The sequence below is a fragment of the Citrobacter sedlakii genome (genome assembly GCF_018128425.1).
Lineage (GTDB): Bacteria > Pseudomonadota > Gammaproteobacteria > Enterobacterales > Enterobacteriaceae > Citrobacter_A > Citrobacter_A sedlakii.
This window is the reverse complement of sequence record NZ_CP071070.1, coordinates 1130598-1143679: the sequence shown is the minus strand read 5'-3', so window position 1 is coordinate 1143679 and position 13082 is coordinate 1130598. Positions and strand designations below refer to the sequence as shown.

The window sequence follows — 13082 nt, the reverse complement described above, 5'->3', positions numbered from 1 at the left end:
TATATCCATCCACCATTCATCACTATTTCGCCCTCCGTCATCCTCACCATACTCGTTTAAAGTATGCCCTAATAATCAGGATGTTGTAAAATAATTGACCCGCAAGTGATTTACTCCACATCAGTTAATAAAGACCGATGTTAACAATGTCCGCTTCTGGCACAATGCTGACGGGACATGAGCACTCTCGGAGTTCGGACCAGAAATGGAATGGCCTGAATAAGAAGGGTAAGTCTTATAACGAAAAGGCCGCGAAAGCGGCCTTTTTTTAGTCCGATGCAACCTAACTAGACTGTTGAAACGGCAGGCTTTGAAGTAATCTCACGCAAGACGTTAATCAGCTTGCGGCCACATTTTAAGTGCGGCATTCCCTAGCAACGCACCACGGGCGAGAATTTGTTCCTCATCCCATCTGTCTTTAACGGTCAGAGGCACGTTCAAACGCAAGCTGGTATGTGCAAGAAAAGCATCGCGTTTCTTTAGAAAATCTGAGTGTTGGAGGGATCGATTCACGCTGAGGTTAAGTAACGTAAGATTTCCCAAAGTTGCAATTACTTGCTGCCGTTTCTGCACCAGTTCCTGATCAGGCGTCAGCTCCGCACCTGCAAGAACTATCTGAGCAACCGCTGATGCTTCTGTATCCGTAACAGATTGCCCATTTTCGAGAGGCCAGTGAGAGAACCACTGTTGAGGCATAAGGTGATCGATATCAAGGCTGGAAAGTTTAGGAACATCTGGTTCCTCTGTTTTAACCTGACGGCGCAGTTCCCCTTCAAGCTCTGTCAGCATCATACGCATCTTCGGCGTATCAAGCCTGCCAGGATAAAGCTGTGCGGTGATACAGGCATTAAGGAATTCTGAATCAGTCGGCCAGCGAGAAGCCTCGCCATTCAAATTCTTAAGGCTGTAACGTAGCTCAACACTGGAAACGGCAGTTTTAGCCAGGTGCCGTAAGACAGCCATGAATACGTTATTGTAGTTCTTAGGTGTCAGCCCACACACGGCTCTTCGTACAACATATGAGACTAGATCATTAAACATGATTGTCTTTTCGGTATCAGAGATATCAGTGACTGAAATCAGGAGCGCAAGAGGATGAATAGTCGTCACGTCATAGGCTGCAATACGACGGCCAAAGCGCGCGACAGGAGTCGTACCACTATCTCCGATCAGTTCTTTATATTGATTAGCATAGCGAGTGAGAAGCGCGACCTGCTGATCGGCGCGGCGCGCAGGCATATCCTTAGACACAAAGTCCCGGAATTCATTGTAAAGGCGCGACAAATCCACCTCACTGCGTTTTTCAGCCTGTAGCGTGGCGTGAATTAACCATTCCAGTCGGGGTTTATAAATACGACCACGGCGTTGATTTTCAGTCCAGTAGGGATCTTCAAAAGACTTCCAGTCATTCTCATACAACATCGCAGCATCAATATCGTCACTTACAGCGCGCATAAAGATGTAATTGCGAATGAGATCAGTTGCATGAAGTTCTGCCCCACGGCCATTTAACGTTTCAAAAATGATTTGAGCATCATCTCCTTCCTCCAGGGTGATGTTGATCATTTTGAGGTCAGTCAGGACTGCATTAATCAAAGCCTCTGCATTTGAGGCTACAGGGTGCCCTTCCGCGTTGATGAACTGAATAAAAGCGTCACTAAAGAACCATAATGCTTCCAGTGAGGGTGGGTGGCTGAAATACTTACGCAGGGTCCCGTGTTGTGTGAAGTTTTCCGGATAGACCTCGCGAAGAGCTTCGACTGAGTCAACGTTGAGACTTTTAATAAAGTCTTTTTGATCACGGAATGTCGGCCAAAGTTTGAAACGTTCAACGTCTACATTACGCATAGTCTCTTCGTTTATGTTGCGTAAACAAGGCAATACGATCTTCTCCAGGCCGGAAAGTCCTGTTGCCCGAAGAGCAAGACGGATGGAAGCAAGAACATACTGAAGTGTGGTGAGTCGCTGCTGGCCATCAATGATGTGTGACGTATCCACCCCCAATAGGCTGTCTTTGGATTGTGGTTCGAGCACGATGGCCCCGAGGAAGTGAGGCGTTGGTTTTGTTTTAGAAAGTCTGCTCTCAGCCTTATCGATAATATCTTCTAATAAAGCTGACCATTGGTCTCTTAGTGTCCATACATAGGCTCGTTGATAAAATGGAACGCAATACTGCCGACGATTCTGGAAGAGTTGATTGACGGTAAGCGGCTCTGATTTCATGGGGTTCCTATAATAACGTTAAGTATTTTAAGAGCTTAAGAAACGTAAGGTTGCCACCACCTATTCAGGTAACAAGCTCCTGTAGAAGTCAGTTAAGATATCGAAGATTATTGGTAAGCGTAAAGTGATAGCCGCATTGACGGTTATCACTTTACGCTTACCCTGTATCGCCGTCGATTATTAGTATGTATTTGATGAGCATGGTCTACAGGCCAGAAAATTCAAGAGAGTGAATTATCCGACAGAAACGCTCACTTCAGGAAACGAACGACAAGCATTCAACTTCCACCATAGCCTCAACCAACACGCAAAACCCAGCTCTCAACAATCAACTTAAAAATCATGACGTTACAAAAACCCCTTCCATATCAACATCATCACCACTCTTTTTGCGCCTTCCCTTCCCCGCAAAAAATCAAAATCCCCAACAAACTCAACCCCCCCCCCACCAATTACAAGGACGCCAGCCCAAACAATTATCCGGATACGTCCGGTGAAATACAGAAAGCCCGCATGGCACAAGCCCTGCGGGCTTTTTTGTGTCTGACGTTGTCCGAGAACATCCGGCTAAATCCGGTGATTATTGGTATACGTTTAGGTATACGGTATGATGTATACCTAAAAGCCTATACTAATTCTTGAAGGAGCAGCCACAGTGGCACGGACAACACGCCCCTGACCAATACCGAAGTTCTGCGCGCCAAAGCGTTAGAGAAGGATCTAACACCGCATGATGGGGATGAACTTTTCCTGATAGTGAAAACCAGCGGCAAGAAACTCTGGCGCTTTCGCTATCAACGTCCAGCAACAAAACAGCGAACAATTATGGGACTTGGTGTTTTCCCCGCCCTTTCGCTTGCTGATGCTCGAGGATTAAGAGCGGATTACCTTGCCTTATTGGACAAGGGAATCGACCCGCAAATTCAAGCTGAAGTTGCGGAGGAACAGCAGCAAATCGCTCTGGACAGTATTTTTTCGACGGTCGCTGCTAACTGGTTCAATCTCAAAAGCAATAGCGTCATCCCTGATTACGCAAAAGACATTTGGCGTTCACTGGAGAAAGATATATTCCCTGCCATCGGTGAGATCCCCGTTCAGCAAATCAAAGCCCGAACATTGATTGAAGCACTTGAACCAATCAAAGCTCGTGAGCGCTTGAGACTGTACGTCGACTGGTGCAGCGTATTAACGAAATCATCATCTACGCCGTCAACACTGGCCTGATTGATGCAAACCCGGCATCTGGTGTCGGAATGGCGTTTGAGAAACCTAAAAAGCAAAACATGCCGACGCTCCGGCCAGAAGAATTGCCGAAGCTGATGCGTTCTTTGGAGATGTCGAACCTCTCCGTTTCAACTCGCTGTCTCATTGAATGGCAGCTCCTGACGCTTGTGCGCCCTTCTGAGGCCTCCGGCGTTCGGTGGGTAGAGATCGATCTCCATGCGAAGCTCTGGACTATTCCAGCCGAACGGATGAAAGCTAAGCGGGAACATATTGTTCCTTTATCACCACATGCATTAGAGATTCTGGATGTAATGAAGCCAATCAGCGCTCATAGGGAACATGTTTTCCCTAGTAGGAATGATCCAAAAAAATCAATGAATAGCCAAACTGCTAATGCCGCTTTAAAACGCATTGGCTATGATGGTAAGTTAGTTGCTCATGGACTACGCTCAATTGCAAGTACTGCCCTCAACGAGCAGGGATTCAATGCAGATGTTATTGAGGCGGCTCTAGCTCATTCAGATTAAAATGAAGTACGCCGTGCTTACAATAGGTCTACTTACTTAGCTGTGCGCTATGATTTAATGAACTGGTGGGGACTGTTCGTAAAGAAATCACTTTTGCATTGAGTTACATTGGTAAACTTAAAAGGATCGTAATTATGGATTTTATTTCAGAATTGGATGAAATAATTATTCTCGGGACGCAAGGTCATATTGAATCTTCAATTCTAGGCATGGATACCGAAGCTTTCTATGAGTTTACTGAAACTCTATATCTTGTTACCAGACATTATTTTAATATAAATCCACATAAAAATGAAAATTTTTCATTTATAGCAAACACCTCTTTAAGCGGTGGTCGTCATCCATGTTCCGCCGCAGAATGCCGAATTAATAAAATATTACAAGTAGCATCATTCTCTGCACTCTATAGCGATGAAGTTTATATTCAAAATCCGTTTGAAAAAATCATTATAGACGGAGTCGAAAACGTCAACAGCATGTCAAAGCAAGATGTTATTGCTGGTATATACAACTACCTTTATCTAAAACCATTAATTAAAAGAGGCATAATCAAATACGCACTTAATAAAGTCGCATTATGCCACGGACACGGACTGTCATTGGCCACCCCGCTTTCTGAAGAATTAATCAAAAAAGAGAAGGAGTTATATGAATTACTTCATGAAGAATTAATTCACAAATGCACTGTTAGTTTTGATATTACTGCCGACGGTACTCCTTTCTTTGAGATAAAAGGGCCAGATAGTTTTATCGAGCATGGAGTAATGTATTTTCATCTCATGGAACCAGTTGGTGATTATATTAAATCACTCTTCAATAAGACTTTACCCTATATATTTTCAATGAAAGAAATAGCTCAAGAACAGATCCTTGATTTAATCATATCACCAATAATTAAAGACTTATCAGAACAAGAGTGGCACACAAAATTTTATGGCACATCATATTTATGTGACAACCAGCAGCAAATTAAAATAGCAACAAGTACCAACCCCTCCATATACAAAGTAAACTCAACAAGTTTCAACTCTTCAATTGAACACTACCTACCAACAATACAAAGTAAAAATTTAGAAAACATACTGAAAATTAGGGAGAAAGAAGAAGAGTCGTTCAAGGTTTACAGAGACAAAGTCAATAATTTAATTAGAAAGAGTACATATTGGGAACAAAGAGAGATTTCTGAAATATTTAGAGACCAAATTCTCCCTGAGATCAACATTATTGAAAAAAAAGTAAGTGACTGGAAGAAAAAAACCAAAGCTGGGATAAGAGATAAAATCATTATTGGTTCTGGTACTGTTTCTTTCGGGTTATATGCAGGAATTCTACCAAATGATCTTAGCCACTTACTGGCTGCTGTAGGAGGTGGAGCAGCAATTATTAGCACTGCCGTTGACTATACTAAAACCATAAGAGGGAAAAGTGAGGCTAGATCAAATGATTTGTACTTCCTTTGGCAAATGAAAAATAAATGATGCACTTCGCGCGCAATGCTCTCCCCGCCACGCCTACCCGCTTAAGGGGGCGTTTTTAATGCAGGTGCAAAGGTGGCCTCAGGCCACTCCGCAACTGGCGCAGGCAGGGAGTGCTGGGGCGGGAAAACACATGCAAAACCATGCACCTTATGGATGCATGGCTTATTTCATTAAAAATAGCGGGATTTACGGGAATTTTTTGACGGGCTACCGCGCGGCCAGTCCGGCGCGTCGACGGGCGAAAATCATGCTCTGTGCAGGGGTAAATTTTTCACGATTATCATCCCGCGAAGGCGCGTCAGGCCTATATCCGATGGCCGTTAAAATATCGCTGTCCTGTGCAGAATAATTAATGTCATTTCCTGCGGCCAGCCAGACGGAAAGGGGCTCACGGAGATATGCCATCGAACGGTCAAGCGCGCGGTTTTTTATCATCGCGGGCTGGTTCTTAATCCCCATCAGCTCCGGTGCCAGTGCGGCGGTCAGCTCTGCGTGTAAATAGACCCGTTTTAGTTCCAGTCATTTTTTTGAGATCCCGGCCAGAGTGACCCTAGCCCAAATTCAGTGCAGTGCTAAATCAGAGAGCTTCGTCTTTCCGGGAGGAGATCAGGAGCTTAGGCTCAGACAGGAAAAATCACGTACAGCTTGTCTAATTAGTATGGATAATGCGACGTTTTGGAAAATGGTGTTTTCATAGATTATGTTCAGATTATAACCGAGAGTCCTGTCTGCAAATGGTAACAGGAGATTATTATCAGCTAATCGCCAAAAAGCCCTCACATGAATGTTTTTAATCTTATTTATATAAGTTCTTATATTTTTGAAAGCGAGATAAGTGTCTTGACTGGTGATAACTTATCTTTTAACTTGTTAATTTCATCTCTATTTGCTTCTGCGAAATTTATGCCCATCTTTATTTCTTCAATATTTCTTACAAACATTTCCTTCACAAATAAAGGTATATGCTTATCATTTTCGATAAATGAACAGTGTTTTTTAAATTCCTCACCCTCATCTATTTCTTTTTCTTCTAAGGCCCCAAGACTGTTGAGCTTTTGGATGAGCACTGTTCTCATTACAATATCTAAAAGCATTGTTGCTTTCAATAGCAACGGCTCTGTAGGTGTTGGAAGTATCTCTCCCTTATATACAACATTGTCTGGTGTCAATACTCGTGTATTACCGTTAACAACGGTACCTCGGGTGCTAAGATCAAATCCACGGTGTACAATTGAATTCCTGAGCATTCTAAAATAGAATAAGTCGCTACCTACATTTATTTTTATATCTTCAGTTATGCCAGTTTTATTATCATCCATATAATCTATTAGTGAAAATATAGACTCAATGTATATGCCGTGATTAAATCTTAAGTGCCCAATATCTGCGGGCGCTGGGGTTTCAAGTAATGCTGACTGCGCATTGTTTATTTTCGTTAGATACCATTCGATCGAATATAATAATTCCATAGGGTGACCTTTTTTGTTATTAAGATCCTTGTATTTTTTTGAGATTAGAGCTTAATATTTTATTTGTAAACGATAAAACAGCCTTTGCGGGCATTTTATGCGAAGACCCGCAGGGTTGGAGTGACCTACTCCCCTCTAATTGATGTTGTGAGGGCTTACTAACATCCGCTTCTGTCACAGATCGGCCTGAATGAAAGATCACTCAGCTCAATTATAAGCGACAAGCCTTCAAAATCCACCAGAACCTCAAGCTGTACAAAAAATACCACCCACAACAATAAACTTAAAAATCAAATAGATAAATCCACTTCCATATCAACATCATCGCCACTCTTTTTTGCGCCTTCCCTTCCTCGCAAAAAATCAAAATCCCTAACAAACTCAACCGCCTCCCCCACCCATTACAAGGACGTGAGATTACAGCCGCTCGGTCCATTTACTCAACCGCGACTGGGGCTTGCCGTCGGCACTCACTGCACGGCCGTCCGGCAGCCAGCGCTCAGTCTCTTTTGTCAGCTTCCCGCAATCATAATATTGCCGCAGCGCCCGTGCGCCGTCGGGGTAAAATTGTTCGCTGCACTGATGCCTCAGACCATGTTGCCACTGTTCGCGCAGGTGCAGCGCGCCGGAGGGGTAAAAGCTGCGACATTCGCCATGCAGTTCGCCGTCATGCCAGTGTTCTTCCCGCACCAGCATTCCTTCTGGCGAATAATAGCGTGCGACGCCGTGAAGCCTGCCGTACTGAAACACCTGTTCCAGCGCCAGTTGTCCGTTAGGGTGCCAGTTCTCCATTTTGCCGTGCAGTAACCCCTGCTGATAACGCAGGATCGCCAGCAGTCGACCGTGCTCCTCAATGCGCGTCTCGCCGTTAAGCAGGCCGCCGCTCAGCCCGGCCTGAATGCGGGTACGATCCTGCTGAAGCTCCAGCGTTTCGTTCATCACGTCTCCGTCAGTTGATTTTCACCATCCCGCCTTTAATAATCAGCATGCCGCCACCGTCCACGGTCTGGGTGGCGCAGGCTTTGCTGGTCAGAGTCGCTTTTGCTTCCTGACTGATGGTTGCCGCTTTCTGGGTCAACGAGGCTTTTGCTTCACTGGCGATGTTGGTCGCGTCCAGCTTCAGGCTGCCCGAGGCGCTGGCGTTAAGATCCGCCCCGCTTTTCACTTTCAGGGTTTTGCCGCTCTCCAGGGTTAGCATGCCGCTGACCTTGATGGTCAAATTGCCGTCGACGTTAAGCGTGTAGTCGCCCTTCACCTTATGTGTGTCGTTGCCGTCGATGGCATGTTCCTGATCGCCCTTCACCGTCACGCTACGCTTGTCCTTCACCTCCAGGGTGTCGCTGCCCTTCTCAATTTTCACCGCACGATTGCCTTTTTTTAGGGTGACGGTTTCGTTGCCCTCTTCAACTGTGCGGGTGCGATCGTTTTTGACGCTCTGAATGTCGTCATGGCTGATAGTCGTTTTGCTGTCGTTGAGCACCGTAAGCTGGAAATCTTTCTGCGCCTGCATCGCCAGCAGCTCGGCGTCTTTTTTATCGTCAAAGCGCAGTTCGTTAAAACCTTTTGCGCTGTGGGTTTTAATGCCGGACTGGGTCTGGTTCGCCGGAAGGGCATACGGCAATGCATTCGCGCCGTTGTACACGCAGCCGGTAATGAGCGGCTTATCCGGGTCGCCGTCGATAAAGCTCACCACCACTTCCTGGCCAATGCGCGGGATAAACTGCGCGCCAAAGCCGTTGCCGCTCCAGGCGGTAGCCACCCGTAACCAGCAGGAGCTGGTTTCGTCGCTTTTGCCTTCTCTGTCCCACGAGAACTGCACTTTTACCCGCCCGAGTTTATCGGTCCAGATCTCCTCGCCACTTTTGCCGACCACCGTCGCCGTTTGCGTATGCATAAAGGGCTGCGGCGTCACGGCGAGCGGGCGATACGGCGTGGCCTTTGGAATGGCGGTAAAGCGGTTGCGATAGCGTTCACCATCGTATTCATGACTGACAGCGGTGACCAGCCAGTCGATGTTCAGGGATTTGTCATCGTGATCGGTTAAGGAAAACCAGTGTCCGGCCATCAGCGCCGCGCAGTCGCTTTCACCCACCAGCTGTTTGGCCTGCGCCTTCAGGGCATTGACCTTCCACGCCGCCAGCGCGTCGCCCTGCGCTTTTTCACTGAACCTGCCGGGGTGCTGATACTGCATGCCGCCCTTCTTCTCATCGGCCAGGGCGAACAGCGCGGCTTTCGGCTGCTCGTAGTTATAATCGCTGCTCTGGAACCCCTGCGCGGTGGCCTGCAAACGCAGCTGCGCCGAACGAATCATGCCGGTTTCCCGTGCGCCGCTCTGTGCCGCCTGATACTTCACCTTTTTGTCGCCTGCAATGGGCGGAAAGGCGCTGTTGTCATCCGCCAGCACCAGCGTGTGCTTACCTTGCACATGAGTGAAGAACCAGAAGATCCCCTCCTGCTCCAGCAGTCGCGAGACAAAATTGAAGTCGCTTTCGTTGTATTGCAGGCAATATTCCCGTTTTAATGGTGTGGTCTTGAGCTGAAATTTGTAGTCGGTAAACCCGGCGTCCTTAAACACCTTCTCGACAATCTCCTGCGCACTGAGGTTCTGAAAGACGCGGTTGTTGCTGGCAAGCGTCAACCACCACAGCCACGGGCGTAGCACAAACTGGTAGCGATCGGCGTTGCCGGTCGCCGGAAGCTGGTGCGCTTCGGCAATCAGTCCGTCATAGTCGGCGTTGTTGAGGGTGGCGGTCAGATGGGTCGCCAGCGCGGCATCGAGGGTTAACGGCGCGGCGGTGGTTCCCACGACGGTGGCGGTAGTCAGGCCGTTAAGCCGGGAGTCGGTGTACGCGGTCGCGGCGGTCAGGCCGGTCAGGGTTGGGGCAGTGAGTTTTATGATGGTGGTGTCGGGCATGGGGACCTCCTTGTTATCAAAATCATTATGACTCACAAACTTTAATATCGAAACGAAACCTAAACAATTACACATTAATAAATAAAAACCAATTTATAATATGATGAATGATAATTATATATAGATATCAACATCACCACAGAATAATATTAGCAAGTTGGTGAGCAAGTAACATCCCATGAAAAGCAATCATCAGATCAACATCGTTTGGATGTGACCAGGCATACCAAACATTTAAGGTGGTCGCACCGCCATTGTTAATTACATTATTATAGGGGTTAGGTACCCCAACTCCATTTATACCGTTGAGCCAATGAAAGCAGCCTTGACATGGACTTAATTCAACAAATAGCACAGCATTTGTCGTGTCAGGTATGATATATAGTGGCAGTCCATTGGCTGCTGTAAGTGCTGCTCGTTCAGCATGTCCCCCTAAAGCACCATTCCCCATACCCATAGCTAAACCACCTGCTGCAAATTGTGAATTACTATAAATAATAGCAAATGGCATTACCGCACCGAAAATATCATTTGCATTTGGTAAGCCCAATCCTGGATTTGCTTCCACAGCAACAGCGGCTCTACATGAAGCATTAGCAATTCCTAAACCTAAATTAGCCACTGCGTTAAAATGGATAGCTGTTTGACATGCCAATTCCTTTGCAATGGCATATCCTGCGTTTCCAGCATTTCCTGGAATTAACTCATGAAAAATAATTGGCATATAAACCCCACATATAACAATACCTACCCCATCACTTCCCCAACCACCAGGTTCTCAACATCTCTGGCCCCGACTCCCTTACATTTCTCCATCACCCTTTCGACCAACCCCTCATCCATATTCAACCTCTCTCCCGTCGCCACAAAATACCGCTGCGCTAATTTCTCCAGTTTCGCCAACACAATCCCTTTTAATATCTCCTCATCCAGCGCCCGATAGGCCACCGTGGTCATCCGCGCCAAAAACGCCGGACGGAAATGACGCAACAGCTCCTCGCGCAATGCCTCGTTAAACCGCTCGCTATTTAATTCAGAAGCAGGGGTATCGAGAATTAACTCCGCGCCGACGTTGCTGGTCGCCAGCATTACCGTGTTTTTAAAATCAACGATAAGCCCCGTGCCATCTTCCATCACCCCTTTATCGAAGACGTTATAAAACGCCTCCAGCACGTCCGGGTGCGCCTTTTCGATTTCGTCAAGCAGCACCACGGAGTAAGGACGGCGGCGTACCGCTTCGGTTAACGCCCCGCCGCTGCCATAGCCGACGTAGCCCGGCGGCGCGCCTTTGAGCTGGCTGACCGTGTGCGCTTCCTGATATTCAGACAGATTAATCGTGATGAGATTGCGTTCGCCGCCGTACAGGGCGTCGGCCAGCGCATACGCGGTTTCAGTTTTGCCGACGCCGGTGGGTCCCACCAGCAAAAACACGCCGACCGGCTTTTGCGGATCGGTCAGGCCGCTGCGGTAAGCGCGCAGCCGCTGGGCGATGGTTTCCAGCGCTGCCTGTTGCCCCATCACCCGCTCGCTCATCCGTTCGACCAGCGTGCGCAGGGCGTGGGCTTCGTCGGTGAGCATCTGCCCGAGCGGAATACCCGTCCAGCCGCCGATCACCGCCGCCACGGTGGCGGCATCCACGCAGTCCGGCACCAGCGGCACTTCGTCGCGCAGCTGGGCGGCGGCGGTTTCCAGCTTGCCGATCAGCGCCGCGCACTCCACCAGCGCCTGCTCCAGCTCGTCGTCTTCCGGCTGCGCGCTCAAATCCAGCATCCGTTGGCGGGCGGCCAGTAACTCGCCGACCCGCTGACGCTCATCCTGCCAGCGCTCTTCCACCTCCCGCGCCTGCAGCTGTAACTTCTGCGCCTGCGCCTCCAGCTCGCACAGCCGATCGTGATGATCGACGCCCACCAGCAGCTCGCGGTTCAGGCGCGCGCTCTCTTCTTCGAAGGCCGCCTGCTGCTGACGGATCTCTTCCAGCGCGGGCGGCACGTCATGCTGCGCCAGCGCCACCCGCGCGCAGGCGGTGTCGAGCACGCTGATGGCCTTGTCCGGCAGCTGACGTCCGGAGATGTAGCGCTGCGACAGGCGCACCGCCTCACGGATGGCGGTATCCAGGATTTGCACCCCGTGATGCGCCTCCAGCTTGTCGGCCACCGCCCGCAGCATCACCACCGCGCTCTCCTCGTCCGGCTCTTCGATCTGAATACGCTGAAAACGGCGGTCCAGCGCCGGGTCCTTCTCGAAATACTTTTTGTACTCCTGCCACGTCGTGGCGGCGATGGTGCGCAGCTCGCCGCGCGCTAATGCGGGTTTCAGCAGGTTGGCGGCGTCGCTGCCGCCCTCGGCGCCGCCCGCGCCAATCAGCGTGTGGGCCTCGTCGATAAATAAAATGATCGGCTGCGGGGATTTTTTTACCGCCTCGATCACCCTTTTCAGCCGCTGCTCAAATTCCCCCTTCACCCCTGCGCCCGCCTGCAACAGGCCGAGATCGAGCGCCAGCAGGGCCACATCGCGCAGCGGCGGCGGCACGCTGCCTTCAGCGATGCGCAGCGCCAGCCCTTCGGCGACGGCGGTTTTACCGACGCCGGGCGCGCCCACCAGAATCGGGTTGTTCTGCCGACGGCGCAGCAGAATATCAATGCACTGGCGGATCTCGGCGTCGCGCCCGATAATCGGATCGATCCGCCCCTCTCTGGCGTCGTGGGTGAGATCATAGGTGTACTGTTCCAGCACGTTCTCATCGCCAACCGCCGGGGCTTCGCCTGGCGCATTGCACACCGTTTCAGCGGAGCCGCGACACCAGATCTGCCACTGTTCTTCCAGCGTTTCGGCGGGGATCTTCAGCAGCAGCGGCATCCCCAGCGCCAGCTGGGCGCGCAGGCGCTCTCGGGTAAGTAGCGTCAGCAGCAGCAGCGCGGAACGTACGTTCTTCATCTGGCGGAGGGAGGCCAACAGCAGCGTCCCTTCCAGCAGTTCTGCCAGTTGTATGGAAAAGATCGGCATCCGCGTACAGCCAGTTTTGAACTGCGCCAGGGCGCGTCGGATTTCGTCGCGCAGCGCGTCGGCGGCAATCCCCGCGCCGCTGAGGCAGCACGCCAGATCGCTGTGCTCGTCGTCCAGCAGGGCCAGCAGCAGATGCTCAGGCTCCACAAACCAGTGTCCCTGCGCCCGGCTACGCTCCGCGGCCTGTTCCAGCGCGCGAAAGCAGATCGGGTTCAGTCGCTGTACCAGCGCTTTTAAATCCATG

7 protein-coding genes and 2 pseudogenes are annotated in these 13082 nt (G+C 49.5%); 2 read left to right on the top strand and 7 right to left on the bottom strand.

What is annotated here, in order from left to right:
- Window positions 1–333: 333 nt before the first annotated feature.
- Window positions 334–2223, bottom strand: a complete 1890-nt coding sequence (locus JY391_RS05420) for a DUF262 domain-containing protein (protein WP_211935352.1) — start codon at window positions 2221–2223, stop codon at window positions 334–336.
- A gap of 655 nt (window positions 2224–2878) precedes the next feature.
- Between JY391_RS05420 and JY391_RS05415 the strand changes: the two are divergent.
- Window positions 2879–4076: pseudogene (locus JY391_RS05415) on the top strand (integrase domain-containing protein).
- A gap of 32 nt (window positions 4077–4108) precedes the next feature.
- A complete protein-coding gene (locus tag JY391_RS05410; RefSeq protein WP_211935351.1) occupies window positions 4109–5452 on the top strand; it encodes a hypothetical protein in 1344 nt (447 codons plus the stop codon).
- A gap of 207 nt (window positions 5453–5659) precedes the next feature.
- Here JY391_RS05410 and JY391_RS05405 read toward each other — a convergent pair.
- The 6 genes and pseudogenes from JY391_RS05405 to tssH all read right to left on the bottom strand — a co-directional run.
- Window positions 5660–5944, bottom strand: a pseudogene (locus JY391_RS05405) (phage polarity suppression protein); the annotation flags it as partial.
- A 320-nt stretch (window positions 5945–6264) separates the two neighbouring features.
- Entirely contained in the window at window positions 6265–6921 is a 657-nt protein-coding gene (locus JY391_RS05400; RefSeq protein WP_211935350.1) for a hypothetical protein, read from the bottom strand.
- A 417-nt stretch (window positions 6922–7338) separates the two neighbouring features.
- Window positions 7339–7860, bottom strand: a complete 522-nt coding sequence (locus JY391_RS05395; RefSeq protein WP_211935349.1) for a toxin-antitoxin system YwqK family antitoxin — start codon at window positions 7858–7860, stop codon at window positions 7339–7341.
- A gap of 10 nt (window positions 7861–7870) precedes the next feature.
- Window positions 7871–9835, bottom strand: a complete 1965-nt coding sequence (locus JY391_RS05390; RefSeq protein WP_211935348.1) for a type VI secretion system Vgr family protein — start codon at window positions 9833–9835, stop codon at window positions 7871–7873.
- 133 nt (window positions 9836–9968) lie between these two features.
- On the bottom strand, window positions 9969–10559 hold the full coding sequence (locus JY391_RS05385) for a hypothetical protein (RefSeq protein WP_211935347.1): 591 nt from the start codon (window positions 10557–10559) through the stop codon (window positions 9969–9971).
- A 23-nt stretch (window positions 10560–10582) separates the two neighbouring features.
- The gene (tssH, locus tag JY391_RS05380; protein ID WP_211935346.1) at window positions 10583–13081 is read right to left on the bottom strand and encodes a type VI secretion system ATPase TssH; all 2499 of its coding nucleotides are present in this window, start codon (window positions 13079–13081) and stop codon (window positions 10583–10585) included.
- Between the last annotated feature and the right edge of the window lies 1 nt (window position 13082).